The following is a 17,020-nucleotide window of genomic DNA, read 5'->3' on the forward strand; positions in this document are numbered from 1 at the left end:
TGTGGCTATAAGAGCAAAAGATACTCTCTTCACAGAAAACGGGATTGTGAAAAAGCCTGTTTTCTGGAAGGGAGTATCTTTATGTGGGAAAATGGTAAAGGGATTTATGAGAGATAGCTTTGAGAAGTTAAATCAGCTGTTAGAGCAGGATCAGTGTGAATTTACAGGTATTCCTGATGGATTCTTTTAGGTGAACTTCTTGACGATATAAAATTATTCTATGGAGTTTTGTCAGATATTAAGTGACCAGTACACTGGATTTTAAGATAGAAATGGAAAAATTTATATTCTGGATTGAGATACAAAGAAAAATATGCTACACTAAAGACTGAATGATTACGATGAAATGATATCAGAGTCAAAAGGTCTTATCGGGCAAGTAAGAAAGACTTTCAGGTCTTTTGCCTCTGATATCATGAAATTATAATAAAGGAGATATGAATATGGGAAAAATTGCCATTGTCACAGACAGTAACAGCGGCATAACACAGTATCAGGCGAGAGAACTTGGTGTCAGCGTGATTCCGATGCCTTTTTATATTAATGAGAAGCTTTATCTTGAAGGAATCACTCTTTCACAGGAAGATTTTTATGAGAGACTTAAGAATGATGAGACTATTTCCACTTCCCAGCCGGGACCGGCAGATGTGTGCGGGCTTTGGAATACACTTCTTGAAGAGTATGATGAAGTAGTGCATATTCCTATGTCAAGCGGTCTGAGTGCATCCTGTGATACAGCTATGGGACTTGCTCAGGAATATGACGGAAGAGTGCATGTGGTAGACAATCAGAGAATTTCTGTTACACAGAGACAGTCTGTATTGGATGCACTTACCTTAAGAGATGCAGGCAGAAATGCAGCACAGATCAAACAGGTTCTTGAAGAGCAGAAATTTGATTCCAGTATCTATATTACTATGGAAACATTGAAGTATCTTAAAAAAGGTGGAAGAATTACTCCGGCGGCAGCAGCAATCGGAACAGTTCTGAACTTAAAACCTGTACTCCAGATTCAGGGAGAGAAACTGGATGCATATTCCAAGACAAGAGGCAAGAAGCAGGCAAAGCGTGTCATGCTTAAGGCTATGCAGAATGACTGGGAGAACCGCTTCGCTGAATATGTGAAACGTGGCGAGATGTGTCTGCAGTCTGCTTATACAGGAAACGAAGAAGAAGCTCTGGAATTTAAGAAAGAGATTGCAGAAGCTTTCCCTGGAATTGAGATTGTACAGAATCCGTTATCATTAAGTGTTGCATGCCATATCGGACATGGTGCTATCGCTGTTGCATGTTCAAGAAAAGTGGTAGTGGATTAATCAGAATATGCCGGATACAGGCAGGGACTTTTGTCTGTCTGATTATAAAAATATAGGAACTGTTTGGCACTTTTGCAGAATAGCAGACTGCTGAATAGTTACAAAGTAAAACAATTTGAGGAGTTAGAGAATGAAGAAACTGATGGAACAGATGGCGGAAGAACTTTCCGCAGCATTTGAAGAAGCAGGATACGATCCGTCCTACGGAAAGGTAACCGTATCCAACAGACCGGACCTTTGCGAATTTCAGTGCAATGGTGCCATGGCGGGTGCAAAAGCATATAAAAAAGCACCATTTATGATTGCAGATGATGTAGTAGCTTATTTAAAAGACAGCCAGGTTTTCTCTATGGCAGAAGTTGTAAAACCAGGATTCATCAACCTGAAAGTAAAAGGTGAATTTCTTGCAGACTATTTAAAAGAAATGGCAGCAGATGAGAAACTTTCCGTATCTGTAGCAAAAGAGCCAAAGACAATTATCATTGATTACGGCGGACCAAACGTTGCAAAACCTCTCCATGTAGGTCATCTCCGCTCTGCAATTATCGGAGAAAGTATTAAAAGAATCGGCCGTTTTGTAGGTCATAAAGTGATCGGTGATGTACATCTTGGAGACTGGGGTCTGCAGATGGGACTTATCATCACAGAACTGAGACACAGAAAACCAGAGCTTGTCTATTTTGATGATTCTTATACAGGAGAATATCCGGAAGAAGCACCATTTACAATCAGCGAGCTGGAAGAGATTTATCCTTGCGCAAGTGGCAAGTCCAAAGAGGACGAGGCATACAGAAATGAGGCACTGGAGGCAACTCATCTTCTTCAGCAGGGTAAACCGGGATATATGGCTCTCTGGAATCATATCATGAATGTATCTGTTACAGACCTGAAACGCAATTATGACAAGTTAAATGTTTCTTTCGACCTCTGGAAAAAAGAATCTGATGCCCAGCCATATATTCCTGGAATGGTTGAAGAGATGAAAGAAAAAGGATTTGCCTATGTAGATCAGGGTGCTCTTGTAGTAGATGTAAAAGAAGAAAACGATACAAAAGAGATTCCGCCATGTATGCTTTTAAAATCAGACGGTGCTTCTCTTTATACAACTACAGACCTTGCAACGATTGTTGAGCGTATGAAACTGTTCAACCCGGATGAGATTTTATATGTAGTTGATAAACGTCAGGAACTTCATTTCATTCAGGTATTCCGTTGCGCAAGAAAGACAGGTCTTGTAAATGATGATACGAAGCTTTCTTTCCTTGGATTTGGAACAATGAATGGCAAAGACGGCAAACCGTTTAAGACAAGAGAGGGCGGCGTTATGCGTCTGGAAACTCTTATCAAAGACATCAATGAAGAGATGTTTACCAAGATCGTTGAAAACCGCAGCGTAAAGGATAAAGATGCAAGAGAGACTGCTGAGATCGTAGGACTTTCTGCAATTAAATATGGTGATCTTTCCAACCAGGCTACCAAGGATTACATTTTTGATATTGACAGATTTACTTCATTTGAAGGAAATACAGGTCCGTATATTCTTTATACGATCGTTCGTATCAAATCTATCCTGAACCGTTTTACAGAAGAAGGCGGTGACCTTGATGCAGGTGTAATCCTTGACCCTGTAAACGACAGCCAGAAGAATTTGATGCTTCAGTTGACAGGTTTCGGCGCAATTGTAGAGAATGCTTTCGAAGAAAAAGCACCACATAAGATCTGCGCATATATTTACGAAGTATCCAATGCATTTAACAGCTTCTACCATGAGACAAAGATTCTCAGTGAAGAAAACGAAGCACAGAAAGCTTCTTTCATTCAGCTGCTGAAACTCACAAAGAAAGTTCTGGAAACATGCATCGATCTTCTTGGATTCTCTGCACCGGACAGAATGTAAAGAGATATCAGCCGATTAAAATTAAGCAGATATTCGAATCTGCTTTAAAAACCGAAACATTAGAGGACAGTGTACAAATATTGTACTGTCCTCTGTTTATATTAATGTTCCCTTTTGCCTGGCATCTACTTTGCTGCTATATATATGTTTCCATCCTGCAAATTGCATTACTGAGAATAGAGAGAACAGTGAACAGTAAACAGTATTTTGTTTAAATGTTCTGAATATAAAAACAGGGCTTTTCAAAAAGAACGAGATGTGCTATTCTATATTTATCTGTTAGCGGTGAAGTTCTTTCATCGTATTTTTCCAATTTTTAAATTTAACCGAATCAAGTAAGTTCCCTGCTTCAATTGCAAATATCCGATTGACTGTAGAATCATGCAACGAAAGTGGATGATTTTATCTGTTTGATAACTGAATAAGGAGGTGCGCCGGTGAATTTATCTGGAACTGTATTAAAAGGGCGTTATTGTATTCTGGAGCCTCTTGGAAAAGGCGGTGGTGGGAAAGTCTATCTTGCCAGAGACCTGGAACTGGGAGTATTGTGGGCGGTAAAAGAAATCCCTGTTTCCGGCAGAAATGAAGCCAGAATGCTTTTGAAGTTGTCTCATCCATCTCTTCCAAAGATGGTAGATTATATAGAAGATGATCAGAAATGTTATCTTGTTATGGAATATGTAAAAGGAAAATCTCTGGGTGAATATATACGAAGCGGGGAACGATTTTCCATAAAAGAGATTATCAAATATGGAATAGAGATTACAGAAATATTTGTATATTTTCATAACCAAAAACCACCGGTATACTATGGTGATCTGAAACCTGATAATCTGATGCTTGGTGAAAACGGCAGATTGTATCTGATCGATCTGGGTGGCGCGGTGAATGGCTATAAATATCAGCATAAAGTATGTACAGGCACAAATGGATTTGCAGCGCCGGAACAGTATGAAGGCAGGATCAATGCGGCAACGGATATCTATACATTTGGAAAAACACTATCTGCCCTGTGTCAAAAACCTGATTTTTTGTTGTTTATACAAAATATGTCACTGTTCTGTCTTATTTTTCGATGTTGTCAGAAAAAAACGGAAATGCGTTTTCAGAATATGGAGAATGTACAGAAGAAATTAAGCAGAATTCAAAAGAGACAAAGTCAGAGCAAGATAAAAAATATTCTGGCCTTGTCAGGAAGCAGTATTGCATTTGCCATGATCATGATATTTCTTTTATTTGGCTCGAGGCTGGTGTCTGGTTCAAAATCAGATGATTTTTATGAAAAACTGACGGCAATTACTGATCTGTATTATCAGGAAGATTTTCAAAATGGCAGCAGCAAGGTCAAAAAGAAAATATGTGAACAGGCAGACATAAGGTTAAGAAAATTACAGGGAAAATATACTAAGAAAGAAGAAACCCGAAAAATATTACAGCTTCTTGCGACAAACAGTGAATATCAGGAGAGTTATGAGAATGTCAGGCTATATTATGAACAGATGCTTCATTATGATGAGGCTTATAGAGCCGGATATGGTGAATACGGAATGTTTCTGCTGCGTACCGGACAACAGAAAGCCAGTCAGACACTATGGAGAGAATATGAGTCAAAAGAAGTAATATTGGATAATACAGACAGCAGAAACCTGGAATTATGGAAAACGGAGATGATCAGAATTGAAGAAAAATCATAAATATTTTTTAATGATTGTATCAGTATTTTTGTGTTTGTGCCTGACCGCAACAATCTCTGCCATGCAGATGGGAGGCTTTGACATTGATGTGGGAAATGGAGAAAACAGTAGCTGGCAATGGCAGGAAGAACAGTGGTGGAATCAGAGCAACTGGGAGAATACGTGGGAAAACAGCTGGCAGACGGATAGCAGCACAATAGAAAATACAACTCAGAATAGCCATGCACAGGATAATGGATATCAGTATAATAATGGTACAGGAAACGGAACACAGGATAATATGCAGGACAGTACACAGCCATGGGACAACAACCCGCAGCAGAATAATATTGGAGGGAATGGCAATACTCAATGGGATAACAACTCTCAGCAAAATAATAATTTTCAAGGTAACAATAGTATCCAAGGCGATAATTCACAGTGGAATAGTCAATATCAAATAGATAACAATACGCAAAACATATCTCAGACAGATAACGAACTTACTGTTAAAAGACTAGAAGAAATTTCGCCAACGTCAACATCAACACCGATACCGACGCCCAAGCCTGCCAAACACCAGAGGCCAACAAAAACGCCAAAACCAACCCGTATACCGACACCTAAATCAGTAAAGAAAAATAAGAGAACACAAAATAGCACAAAGAAGGAAAACAAGAACGCAGGTGACTTTAAAGATTCTAAAAATGAAGATGTTCAGGTGTATACAGGTAAATATGCACATACAAAAAATGAACCTGTAGAATTTCAATGTATACAAACCTCAGACGATTTCCATACTCCGCAAATCAAGATAGTATCTCAAGGTTCTGTTCAGATTCTTTCCGTTCGATTTGATGGAATGGAGTGTCCCTGGTACTGGGAAGAGGATAAAATCATCCTGGATATAAAGAAAGATGCTAAGATAAACAAAATAGAATTACTTGTTATTTCTCAGGGAGGGAGACTGATAAAAATGAATTCCTGAATTTTTTCCTCATAGACGTGTCAGAAAAACAATGATATAATCTACCATATTATATCGATATTTACTGAAACAGGAGGAAAACATGTACAAAGTTATTTTGTTTGATTTAGATGGAACATTGACAGAATCCGGAGAGGGTATTACCAAATCTGTACAGTATGCGCTGGAGAGAATCGGAAAACCGGAAGCTGATCTTGAGAAGTTGAAAGCTTTTGTAGGGCCACCGCTTACGGAGATGTTTATGAAATATGCGCAGGTTGATGAGGAGACTGCAAAGAAAGCAGTAGAAATTTACAGGGAACGCTACTCCGTAACAGGAATCTTCGAGAATGCCGTATATCCTGGAATCGAAGATATGCTGGCACAGTTAAAGAAAAAGGGATATATTCTTGCAGTTGCCTCTTCTAAGCCGGAAGTATATGTAAGACAGATTCTGGATCATTTCGGGCTTACCCAGTATTTCACAGAAATTGGCGGAAGTGAGATGGATGGTCGCAGAACTAATAAAACAGAAGTCATTGAGGATGTTCTTCGCCGCCTTAATATGGACAAACACAGAGAACAGGTAATCATGATCGGTGATAAAGAACATGACGTATATGGAGCGCGCAAGGCAGGGCTGGAATGTATCGCTGTTTCTTTCGGATATGGAACAAAAGAAGAACTTACCAATGCAGAACCTCTGAAAATCGTTGATTCTGCGGAAGAAATTGTAAATTTTTTCGCCTGAGCCCTCTGCGAAAACAAAGTATTGTTTCTAAAATCTGGAGGGCAGGATATCCCGTAGGAATTCATTTTCTGATTTCGCAGATCGTTGCAGGAACTGCGCTGGCTGTTTTTGCAAGGATATCTGCGAATGCCGCGGAAACTTATTATAATTATACAATTTTCCTTACAGGACTGACAGGCATCCTGGCGATGATACCTGCATTGTTTTTTTATCGCAGAGATAAGGTAAGAAGAATTGCGGGCGGATTGATACCTGTACAGAAAAAAGTCAGGCTTTCTTTGCCACAGATATTTCTTTTGCTTCTGGCAGGAGCAGGATTGGCACAGTATGGAAACTTTCTTATGGCAATGCTGCAGTCATTTATCAGCAGCACAACTTATCAGGATAGCATGACCAGGATTACAGAGGGAAAATCCCTTCTTATGATGATTTTCTGGATGGGAATTGTTGCACCGGCAGCAGAGGAAATGATTTTCAGGTGGCTGATCTATCTGCGGTTGCGTGACTGGCTTAAAATGCCGGTGGCAGCAGTGATATCGGGACTGATATTTGGCATTTATCATGGAAACATTGTGCAGGGAATTTATGCAAGTATTCTGGGAATTGCATTTGCATATATTCTGGAAATGAGCGGGAATATCTACAGTAGTATGCTGCTTCATATGGGAGCTAATATCTGGTCGCTGCTGATTACAGAGTATGCACTGGATTTGTTTTCGACAAAGTATGGCATGCAGATTTTGATACTGATTTATCTGATTCTGCTATTTAGCGTAGTATATTGCTTTATTCATTTTGAGAAAATGAGCAGCATACGGGAAAAGAAGAGAATGATATGAGTATTAACCGGACGTGAGAGAGATTTCACTTTAAAAATAGATTTTACAGCCGACAGAGTGAAAATAGAACAATAATAGTATGTGGATTGACAGGAGAAAAGAATGGGGAAAGCGATACGTCTCGACAAATTCCTTGCAGATGCAGGAAGCGGCACAAGAAGTGAAGTAAAAAAATATATTCAAAAGGGAAAAGTTCAGGTCAACGGTATAACAGCAAAGAAGCCAGAGCTAAAGGTCAGTGAAACAGACGAAGTAATTCTGGATGGAACGGTAGTCTCCAAAGCGCCGGAGTTTGTTTACTATCTTCTGCATAAACCCGCAGGTTATGTCAGTGCAACAGAAGACAAGTGTGACAGAACAGTAATGGAGCTGGTCCCGTCAGACAGAAAAGGTCTGTTCCCGGTAGGAAGACTGGATAAAGACACAGAAGGTCTGCTTCTGATCACAGATGACGGAGCACTGGCACATGAACTTCTTTCTCCGAAGAAACACGTGGACAAAACTTATTATGCTGTCACAGACGGATGCATGACAGATGAGGATGTACAGCAATTTGCACAGGGACTTGAAATTGGAGAAAAAAATCCAACTATGCCCGCAAAACTTGAAATCCTCAGCACAAGAAAAACTGAAGATACAGAATTGGAACAATATCCGTCCGGCTGGATTTCGGAAATCCAGCTTACTATCAAAGAGGGTAAGTTCCATCAGGTTAAACGAATGACTGAGGCAGTGGGAAAGAAAGTTACTTATCTGAAAAGAATTTCCATGGGTGTTTTGAGCCTGCCGGATGACTTGGACATAGGCGAATGCCGCCAGTTAACAGCCGAAGAAGAGAAAAAACTAAAAGACAGTGTTGCGGCAAAATAATAGAAAATTTGCAAAAAACCCTCTTTACATGGAGGGTTTTTGTATGCTATACTACAGAAGTTGCGAGTCATGCGCATCTATTGCGTGTGCAAAATATACACGTTCGGAGATTCCCGCGGATGGTGCCCTGCGGTGTGAGGCTGGGTCCCCAGGAAAAAGAACCGGGCGGAAGAAATTAACCAAAAAGGAGAACAAACATGAGCGTTATTTCAATGAAACAGCTTTTAGAAGCAGGCGTACATTTCGGACATCAGACAAGAAGATGGAACCCTAAAATGGCTCCATACATCTACACAGAGAGAAACGGTATCTACATCATCGACTTACAGCAGTCTGTAGGTATGGTTGACGATGCTTACAATGCAATCGCTGATATCGTAGCAGACGGCGGAAGCATCTTATTCGTAGGAACAAAGAAACAGGCTCAGGATGCTATCAAAACAGAAGCAGAGCGTTGCGGACAGTTCTATGTAAACGAGAGATGGTTAGGTGGTATGCTTACAAACTTCAAAACTATCCAGAGCCGTATTGCAAGACTGAAACAGATCGAAGCTATGGAAGCTGATGGAACATTTGACGTTCTTCCTAAAAAAGAAGTTATCGAACTGAAAAAAGAACTTGTTAAGTTACAGAAAAACTTAGGTGGTATCAAAGAAATGAAGAGACTTCCGGATGCAATCTTCATCGTAGATCCTAAGAAAGAAAGAATCTGCGTACAGGAAGCTCATACATTAGGAATCCCGCTTATCGGTATCTGTGATACTAACTGCGATCCAGAAGAACTGGATTATGTAATCCCAGGTAACGATGACGCTATCCGTGCAGTAAAATTAATCGTTTCCAAAATGGCAGACGCTGTTATCGAAGCAAAACAGGGTACTACAGATGTAGACGGTGAAATCGAAGCTGAATCTGAAGAGTTCGCAGCTACAGAAGAATAATTTTTTGAACCAGTACAGGAAAGCCGACAGGCTTTCCTGTCATTGAAAAGGAAAAGCCCCTCCGGGCGATTTACGAATATTATTCAGGAGGAAAATGAAATGGCTATCACAGCAGCACAGGTAAAAGAATTAAGAGAAATGACCGGCGCCGGAATGATGGATTGTAAGAAAGCTCTTACAGCTACAGAAGGTGATATGGATAAAGCAGTAGAATTCCTTCGCGAGAAAGGTCTTGCTACAGCACAGAAGAAAGCAAGCCGTGTAGCAGCAGAAGGTCTTTGCAAAACTTTAGTTTCCGAAGACGGAAAGAAAGCAGTTGTTGTAGAAGTTAACGCTGAGACAGACTTCGTAGCTAAGAATGAGAAATTCCAGAATTACGTAGCAGATGTTGCAGCTCAGGCTATGAACACAACAGCAGCAGATATCGATGCTTTCCTTGCAGAAGCATGGGCACTTGATACAACTAAGACTGTTAAAGAAGCTCTTGCAGCTCAGATCGCAGTTATCGGCGAGAACATGAACATCAGAAGATTTGCTCAGGTTACAGAAGAGAACGGTTTCGTTGCTTCCTACACACATATGGGCGGTAAGATCGGTGTTCTTGTAGACGTTGAAACAGACGTAGTTAACGATGCTGTTAAAGAAATGGCTAAGAACGTAGCAATGCAGATTGCAGCTCTGAAACCACAGTACACAAGCGATAGCGAAGTAAGCGCAGAATACATTGAGCATGAGAAAGAAATCCTTATGGCTCAGATTCAGAACGATCCGAAAGAATCCCAGAAACCGGCTAAGGTTATCGAAGGAATGATTACAGGTCGTATCAAAAAAGAACTTAAAGAAATCTGCCTTCTTGACCAGACATACGTTAAAGCTGAAGATGGAAAACAGTCTGTAGCTAAATATGTAGAGCAGGTTGCTAAAGAAAACGGCGCTAAAATTGCAATCAAAGGTTTCGTACGTTACGAGACTGGTGATGGTATCGAAAAGAAAGAAGAGAACTTCGCAGAAGAAGTTGCAAAACAGATGGGTAAATAATCTGTAAAGATTAATTTTCTATTTAAATTTAAGTATTTATAGGCCCTGAGAGTCTTATAAACACTACGTTTTAGAAGTGATTATAAGATTTTCAGGGCTTTTTTCTCTATTTTTTTCTAAAAAGTCTAAATTATCTTCAGGCATCACTGAAATCGTCAAATCGTTTAGGATAAAAAGCGGGAATCCTCGGCAATGTCAATTACGGAGATGAAAGCGTAAACTGTGCATATCTGCACTCATAATAAATAGAAATAACAAAACGGTTTTCGTTCAATTTTTTTCTATAAAAGCTTTCTATAAAAAGCTGTATCCAGAATTATAAAAAGAAAATATGTTCGATTTTTGTGGCGGAATTTTTGATATCATGGTATACTATATGCATGAAAGAAAATCTTATACATTACCGCACTTGTGTGTGCAATATTAATTACCATATGGTATGGACGGTAAAATACCGGCGGAAGATATTAAATGTGGAGGTCGAGGCATATCTGCAGGAACTGGTGCAGGAAATCGCAGAAGATAAGGGCTTTACGGTTTATCTGTTTGAATGTGGGGAAGGAGACCATGTACACTGTTTTGTGTCAGCCCCTCCGAAGTTATCCATAACTGCAATCGTAAAATACCTAAAGGGGATCTCCGGCAGAAAACTTTTCGAACGTTTTCCGGAAATAAGAAACCAGCTTTGGAAAGGGGAGCTGTGGAACCATTCCTATTATGTGGAAACGGTCGGATCTGTATCGGAAGAAAATATCCGCAGGTATATCGAACATCAGAGCAAAGCGTACTGATACGATGGAGGAGAGGAAATGTTGCTGTCAAAGAAAACATCCATAAAGGTCAGCTGGGAATATGCGAACCTCTTATACAACCCGAAAAGATAATAGATGGGCAAAAGAAAATCCAGATGAAATACAGCAGATGTATATTATGACATCATTCCATACAGCTGTTTCAGGTACACTTGAGATACATCTCATGGATCATCTCTATCCGGACATGCTTGTTGTGAACACAAGAGATAACATTCAGAGATGGTAGGAAGTAATTGATCGTACTACCGGTGAGACAAAAGAGATGGTTGATATTGTTCATGAGTATGGAAAAGAAGCTATGATGTTTATGGGTGATCACTGGATCGGCATGGAACCATTTATGGATGAATTTGCATCAATTGGACTGGATGCAGTTGTAGGAAGTGTGGGGAATGGAGCAACCCTTCGTTTGTTCAGCGATATCAAGAATGTTAAATATACAGAGGGAAGATTTCTTCCATATTTTTTTCCAGATACATTCCATGAAGGTGGGGACCCGGTAAAGGAAGCAAAAGTGAACTGGGTAACAGCAAGGAGAGCCATTCTGAGAAGCCCGATTCAGAGAATCGGATATGGCGGATATCTAAAGCTCGCCCTGGAATTTCCGGATTTTGTGCAGTATATCCAGGAGGTTTGCGATGAATTCCGTACTTTATATGATAATATACAGAGAACTACCCTGTATTGTGTGAAACGTGTAGCAGTTCTGAACTGCTGGGGTAAAATGCGTTCCCGGGGAAATCACATGGTACATCATGCGATTTATTACAAGCAGAATTATTCTTATTTTGGAATTATAGAGGCATTAAGTGGTGCACCGTTTGATGTATCCTTTATTAGCTTTGATGATATCCGTGAAAACAGGGAACTGTTGAAAAACTTCGATGTGATCATTAACGTAGGAGATGCAGATACTGCACAGACAGGTGGCGAAAACTGGATTGATGAAACAATTAGTACTGCCATCAGAGAATTTGTCTATAATGGTGGAGGATTTATAGGAGTAGGGGAACCAGCTGCTCATCAGTGGCAGGGTAAATTCTTCCAGTTGGATGATATCCTTGGTGTAGAAGAAGAACGAGGATTCAACTTAAATACTGACAAATATAACTGGGATGAGCATAGAGATCACTTTATCCTTCAGGATACAGAGGGCGATGTTGATTTTGGTGAAGGCAAGAAAAATATTTTTGCATTGCCTGAAACAGAAATTCTGATTCATAAAAATCAGGAAGTACAGATGGCTGTAAAGACCTTTGGAAAAGGAAGAGGTGTTTATATCAGTGGTCTTCCATATAGCTTCGAGAATAGCCGTGTACTTTACAGGGCAGTTCTCTGGTCAGCATCTGCTGAGAAGGAACTTTATCGCTGGTATTCTTCAAATTATAATGTTGAGGTTCATGCATATGTAAAAAATAAGAAATACTGTGTTGTGAATAATACTTATGAACCGCAGGATACAACGGTATACATCGGAGATGGAAGCAGTTTTGAACTTCATATGGAACCAAATGAGATTAAATGGTATCAAATTCAGTGATGAATCTGTCTGGCACAGGGTCGCCAAACGTTCAGAAGGGTATATATGGTTATTTACAAAGGAAAAGACTATATCCCAACATGCTGTGTGCACATCCGCCGTTCCAGATCGATGGGAATTTTGGCTTTGCAGCTGCGGTTGCAGAGATGCTCGTCCAGAGCAGGAAAGGGCATATCCTGTTACTTCCGGCACTTCCGGATGAATGGAAGGACGGAAAAGTCCGGGGAATGAAGGCGCAGGGTGACATCACAGTTGATTTCGAATGGAGAGATTGCAGGATACACAGGGTTCGTCTTTCTTCTCCCCATGAGCAGAAATTAACGCTGGAATGTAATGGGGTTTCAAAAACAGTATTTTTAAAACCTGATGGGACAGAGGACGTGATTTTTAACGGAAACTATTGATATTTCTTAGGGTATCGCATATAATATAGTTAAACCAAAAAGGTTTCGTGTAGCGGCACGTAAAAGCTGTACTGTGCCTGGGCAGGGTAATGACCGGGACTATCTGATACTCGGAAGGGTATTACGCCCACACCAGGGAGATACGGTGAGTCCGCGCCGGGGACTTAATGATACCGGCGACATTTTAGGCGTTCGGAAGGATGTCGCGGCTGACAGCCAGCATAAAACCGCTTTTTAAGATTATGGGCACCGGATAACAAAAAAGTTGTCCGGTGCTGTTTTTATATTATAGTGATGATTGGGAAAAGATAGATGGGAAAACAACAGGATAGAGAGAAAATCGTACAGGAGATTAAAATAGCTGCCGATCTGTACAGGAAGCATCTAGTAGGTAAAAGATTTCTATATGTATTTGAAGGCAGATATATTGAGGTGCTTTATAAAGCTGCCAATTTCAGGCACTTAACAGGTGTGGCTACGAACCTTTCCGCAAAAAAATTTTATAGTTACGCAGCAAAAAAGATGCTTCAGGCTTCGCAGATATTTTTTACACCGCAGCACCCTTTTTCATTGTGTAAGCGTAAGATTAAGCATATCGGACAGATTGCAATGCTGGTTGGGTGATATAAAAAGATAAAACTGCAGAAAATAGAAAATTTGCTGTTCCTTGTAAAAGATATAACATTTTGTGCATGTTTTGTATTATATCGTTTATGTGAATTTGGGATAAACAGAGTTATAATTGTATCAATAAAACTCTAAAGTAATGAATTCTATCTTATAATTATTCCAATGAAAATGAGAAACTGCAGGAATTGATGTCAATTTGGCTAATAAAGCATTGGGGTTGGTTACAAAACTGTTTTGACGGAGATTATGTACAGGGGAGATACAAGGCAGGATAACGTGCTGCTGAGAAGAGTAAAATTTTAAGGAGAAAGGAATATTAATGAACATTATTTTTACATCCAATAAAGAAACAAATGTTAGAAATAATCAGAAGCATCCTGGAACGAAAGGTCTGGGATGCTCTTTTACTGGAAAAATTTAAAAGTTTCTTTAAGAAAGAAGGTAAGCTATTCATCGCTTACAATGTTATAAATAATTGTTGATTGATGAGAGGGAAAATAGTAATATAATAAAGATCGTAAAGAAATGGAGAAAATTATGAGAAGACACAAATAAATATTTTTTCAGGTTATGAACTATTGTGGCTGTTTTTTGCATATTCGTTTCTGGGATGGGTTCTGGAAACTGTGACAGCTACCTTGAGACAGAGAAAGTTTTCTAACCGAGGCCTTGTGAACGGACCGTTCTGCGTTATGTACGGAATCACAGCAGTGTTGATTTCCGTTGGATTGCAGGAACTGACAGGATTCTGGTTGTTCTGGTATTCTATGATCTATGCCACAGTAATCGAGTGGATCAGAGGTCATCTTATCGAGATGGCTTTCAAAGAACGCTGGTGGGATTATTCTGAGGTGAAATGGAATCTGGATGGATATATCTGTCTTCCGGCCTCTGCTCTGTGGGGTGTCCTGGGATATGTCATGGTCAGATGGGGAAATAATCTGACATGGAAGTTGTTATCTGTTTTTCCATCTGTACTGTTACATATTATATTATTAGTTCTGGTTATCGTGCTTCTTGTGGATATCACAGCTTCGTACCTTTTGCTGATAAAGAAAGGTCCTTATCTGGAACAGTGGGCGGCTGCGAATGAGCAGTTTGATAAAGTAAGTGGCCAGCTTAGCATGTGGATCACCGGACTGATCGAACGCAGAATTCAGAAGGCTTATCCAAAGGTAAAAAAGATGCAGGCAGCGGAATCTGTTACATCTGAGAACATTTTTGCGCAAGGCTGTGGATTTTATAAACTGATGCTGCTTTTTATCATCAGTGCAATTTTGGTTGATATTATCGAAACAGTTTTCTGCCGGATCACGATGGGATACTGGATGAGCAGAAGCAGTCTTGTATGGAGACCTTTCAGTATCGTGTGGGGATTTGCGCTTGCACTTGTTACCTGGTTTTTATATAAATACAAGGATCACAGTGAGAGTTTCCTTTTTCTGACAGGCACATTCCTCGGGGGTGCCTATGAATACCTGTGCAGTGTGTTTACCGAGATTTTTTTCGGAAAAGTATTCTGGGATTACAGTAAGCTTCCGTTTAATCTGGGAGGAAGAATTAATCTTTTGTATTGTTTTTTCTGGGGAATTGCAGCGGTGGTATGGTTTAAGAAGTTATATCCGCTTCTCTCAGGTCTGATCGAAAAGATCCCTGTAAAACCAGGAAAGGTGATAACCTGGATATTGACTGTGTTTATGTGCTGTAATATTATAGTTTCCTCTATAGCACTGATACGTTACGATCAGCGTGCACAGGGAATAACGGCACAGAATCAGATAGAAAAATGGGTGGATACACATTTTGACGATGCCAGAATGAAACATATTTACCCAAAAGCGAAATCAACACATTAACGAAAAGGAAATTAGGAAATCATATGGAAACAAAATCAGACAGTCGTCTTGGAACGGAAAAGATATTAAAATTGATGCTGCAGCTGGCATTGCCATCTGTATTAGCGCAGATAGTAAATGTTTTATATAATATTATCGACAGAATATATATAGGAAGGATTCCGGGAGTCGGAGCAGCAGCACTGACCGGAGTGGGAGTTACCTTTCCTGTCATTACGATCGTATCTGCATTTGCAGGATTTGCCAATGGAGGAGGAGCACCATTGGCAGCTATTGCTATGGGACAAAGAGACAATAAACGTGCAGAAAAAATTCTTGGGAATTCTACTTTTTTGCTATTAGTATTTTCAGGCGTGCTCATGGCAGTATTTCTGGGATTAAAAAAGCCATTGCTTTATATGTTTGGCGCCAGTGATTATACAATAGAATATGCGGCTTCGTATATAACAGTATATCTTCTGGGAACAGTTTTTGTGGAGCTTGCGGTAGGACTTAATACGTTTATCAGCTGTCAGGGATATGCAAGAACGGCTATGATTTCAGTATTAATCGGTGCAATAGTTAACATTATTCTGGATCCTGTTTTTATTTTTGTTCTGGATATGGGAGTTGTAGGAGCTGCGATAGCAACTGTGATTTCGCAGGCATTAAGTACGGTCTGGGTGCTGAGTTTCCTGATTTCAGCGAAATCGCAGATCCATCTCCGAATTTCTGATTTGAAGCCAGACGTGAAAATCCTTGGCTCAATACTGGCATTGGGAGTATCTCCGTTTATTATGTCTGCTACGGAGAGTGCGATAACTATTGTAATGAATCATGGATTACAGACGTATGGCGGAGATTTGTATGTTGGATCTATGACAATTTTACAGAGTGTTCTACAGCTGATTTTTGTACCAATCAATGGATTCACAAATGGAGTACAGCCGATTATCAGTTATAATTTTGGTGCAGGACAGTTTGAACGTGTCAAAAAAGCAATAAAAAATATGCTTATTATCACATTTTTGTTTTCTTTTGCATATGTGATGTTTGCAATGACCTGTCCGGGTGTTTTTGCAGGAATGTTTACGAATGATGCGGATTTGATAGACCTGGTAAAGAGAGTTCTGCCGATATATATTATGGGAATGTCTATTTTCGGACTTCAGAGTGGAATACAGAGCTCTTTCCTTGGCCTGGGACAGGCGAAAATTTCTCTGTGTATTGCAATACTTAGAAAAGTAGTGCTGTTAATTCCTTTTGCTGTTATTCTGCCGCATTTCTTTGGTGTTATGGGTGTGTATTATGCAGAGCCAATTGCAGATATCATTTCTGTAGTTACTGCCTGTACGTTATTTTTGTTAAATATCAGAAAAATACTGTCACTGGATACGCTGGCAAAGGTTACACATACAGATGAAAAATAAAGGAATAATAAAGGAATAATAAAGGAATAATAAAATGTCCCTGCGTTACTTACGATGGTAACACAGGGACATTT

The 17,020-nt window shown here is 39.8% G+C and carries 15 protein-coding genes and 1 pseudogene; all 16 read left to right on the forward strand.

Annotated elements, in window-relative coordinates; translation table 11 throughout:
* The first annotated feature begins 1 nt into the window (after position 1).
* Positions 2-190, forward strand: a complete 189-nt coding sequence (locus tag ACTNC0_RS09440) for a hypothetical protein (protein ID WP_441087172.1) — start codon at positions 2-4, stop codon at positions 188-190.
* A gap of 253 nt (positions 191-443) precedes the next feature.
* A complete protein-coding gene (locus ACTNC0_RS09445) occupies positions 444-1,316 on the forward strand; it encodes a DegV family protein (protein ID WP_441087173.1) in 873 nt (290 codons plus the stop codon).
* A 130-nt stretch (positions 1,317-1,446) separates the two neighbouring features.
* The gene (argS, locus tag ACTNC0_RS09450; protein ID WP_441087174.1) at positions 1,447-3,213 is read left to right on the forward strand and encodes an arginine--tRNA ligase; all 1,767 of its coding nucleotides are present in this window, start codon (positions 1,447-1,449) and stop codon (positions 3,211-3,213) included.
* Between the two features lie 437 nt (positions 3,214-3,650).
* Positions 3,651-4,907 carry a serine/threonine protein kinase gene (locus tag ACTNC0_RS09455; RefSeq protein WP_441087175.1) on the forward strand — a complete coding sequence of 419 codons (1,257 nt, stop codon included), beginning with the start codon at positions 3,651-3,653 and terminating at the stop codon, positions 4,905-4,907.
* Positions 4,891-5,874 carry a hypothetical protein gene (locus ACTNC0_RS09460; RefSeq protein ID WP_441087176.1) on the forward strand — a complete coding sequence of 328 codons (984 nt, stop codon included), beginning with the start codon at positions 4,891-4,893 and terminating at the stop codon, positions 5,872-5,874. The genes ACTNC0_RS09455 and ACTNC0_RS09460 overlap by 17 nt, the downstream gene beginning before the upstream one ends.
* A gap of 82 nt (positions 5,875-5,956) precedes the next feature.
* Positions 5,957-6,604 carry an HAD family hydrolase gene (locus tag ACTNC0_RS09465; RefSeq protein WP_441087177.1) on the forward strand — a complete coding sequence of 216 codons (648 nt, stop codon included), beginning with the start codon at positions 5,957-5,959 and terminating at the stop codon, positions 6,602-6,604.
* A gap of 188 nt (positions 6,605-6,792) precedes the next feature.
* Positions 6,793-7,443, forward strand: coding sequence for a lysostaphin resistance A-like protein (locus ACTNC0_RS09470; RefSeq protein ID WP_441087178.1), 651 nt, complete (start codon positions 6,793-6,795; stop codon positions 7,441-7,443).
* Positions 7,444-7,545: 102 nt separating this feature from the next.
* Entirely contained in the window at positions 7,546-8,313 is a 768-nt protein-coding gene (locus ACTNC0_RS09475; RefSeq protein ID WP_441087179.1) for a pseudouridine synthase, read from the forward strand.
* Positions 8,314-8,510: 197 nt separating this feature from the next.
* Positions 8,511-9,254, forward strand: a complete 744-nt coding sequence (gene rpsB / locus ACTNC0_RS09480; protein WP_117675401.1) for a 30S ribosomal protein S2 — start codon at positions 8,511-8,513, stop codon at positions 9,252-9,254.
* A gap of 99 nt (positions 9,255-9,353) precedes the next feature.
* Positions 9,354-10,292 (forward strand): translation elongation factor Ts, encoded by a 939-nt coding sequence (gene tsf, locus ACTNC0_RS09485; RefSeq protein WP_118137476.1) that lies wholly within the window; start codon positions 9,354-9,356, stop codon positions 10,290-10,292.
* A gap of 380 nt (positions 10,293-10,672) precedes the next feature.
* The gene (tnpA, locus tag ACTNC0_RS09490; protein ID WP_441087180.1) at positions 10,673-11,083 is read left to right on the forward strand and encodes an IS200/IS605 family transposase; all 411 of its coding nucleotides are present in this window, start codon (positions 10,673-10,675) and stop codon (positions 11,081-11,083) included.
* Between the two features lie 67 nt (positions 11,084-11,150).
* Positions 11,151-12,647 (forward strand): annotated as a pseudogene (locus ACTNC0_RS09495) (1,3-beta-galactosyl-N-acetylhexosamine phosphorylase N-terminal domain-containing protein); the annotation flags it as partial.
* Positions 12,647-13,051 carry a glycoside hydrolase family 95-like protein gene (locus tag ACTNC0_RS09500; RefSeq protein WP_441087240.1) on the forward strand — a complete coding sequence of 135 codons (405 nt, stop codon included), beginning with the start codon at positions 12,647-12,649 and terminating at the stop codon, positions 13,049-13,051. The pseudogene ACTNC0_RS09495 and the gene ACTNC0_RS09500, both read left to right, overlap by 1 nt.
* 312 nt (positions 13,052-13,363) lie before the next feature.
* Positions 13,364-13,675 carry a PBECR4 domain-containing protein gene (locus ACTNC0_RS09505; RefSeq protein ID WP_441087181.1) on the forward strand — a complete coding sequence of 104 codons (312 nt, stop codon included), beginning with the start codon at positions 13,364-13,366 and terminating at the stop codon, positions 13,673-13,675.
* 557 nt (positions 13,676-14,232) lie between these two features.
* Entirely contained in the window at positions 14,233-15,537 is a 1,305-nt protein-coding gene (locus ACTNC0_RS09510) for a putative ABC transporter permease (protein ID WP_441087241.1), read from the forward strand.
* Positions 15,538-15,560: 23 nt separating this feature from the next.
* Positions 15,561-16,946 (forward strand): MATE family efflux transporter, encoded by a 1,386-nt coding sequence (locus ACTNC0_RS09515; protein WP_441087182.1) that lies wholly within the window; start codon positions 15,561-15,563, stop codon positions 16,944-16,946.
* Positions 16,947-17,020 lie beyond the last annotated feature (74 nt).

The organism is Blautia sp. HCP3S3_B11, from assembly GCF_052064435.1.
Lineage (GTDB): Bacteria > Bacillota > Clostridia > Lachnospirales > Lachnospiraceae > Blautia_A.

Bases quoted from the DNA above. Each gene is read 5' to 3' on its own strand.
- tsf (WP_118137476.1), top strand. From the start codon at position 9,354: ATGGCTATCACAGCAGCACAGGTAAAAGAATTAAGAGAAATGACCGGC.
- ACTNC0_RS09515 (WP_441087182.1), top strand. From the start codon at position 15,561: ATGGAAACAAAATCAGACAGTCGTCTTGGAACGGAAAAGATATTAAAA.
- ACTNC0_RS09445 (WP_441087173.1), top strand. From the start codon at position 444: ATGGGAAAAATTGCCATTGTCACAGACAGTAACAGCGGCATAACACAG.
- ACTNC0_RS09500 (WP_441087240.1), top strand. From the start codon at position 12,647: ATGAATCTGTCTGGCACAGGGTCGCCAAACGTTCAGAAGGGTATATAT.
- rpsB (WP_117675401.1), top strand. From the start codon at position 8,511: ATGAGCGTTATTTCAATGAAACAGCTTTTAGAAGCAGGCGTACATTTC.
- argS (WP_441087174.1), top strand. From the start codon at position 1,447: ATGAAGAAACTGATGGAACAGATGGCGGAAGAACTTTCCGCAGCATTT.
- ACTNC0_RS09475 (WP_441087179.1), top strand. From the start codon at position 7,546: ATGGGGAAAGCGATACGTCTCGACAAATTCCTTGCAGATGCAGGAAGC.
- ACTNC0_RS09470 (WP_441087178.1), top strand. From the start codon at position 6,793: ATGATACCTGCATTGTTTTTTTATCGCAGAGATAAGGTAAGAAGAATT.
- ACTNC0_RS09505 (WP_441087181.1), top strand. From the start codon at position 13,364: ATGGGAAAACAACAGGATAGAGAGAAAATCGTACAGGAGATTAAAATA.
- ACTNC0_RS09465 (WP_441087177.1), top strand. From the start codon at position 5,957: ATGTACAAAGTTATTTTGTTTGATTTAGATGGAACATTGACAGAATCC.
- tnpA (WP_441087180.1), top strand. From the start codon at position 10,673: ATGAAAGAAAATCTTATACATTACCGCACTTGTGTGTGCAATATTAAT.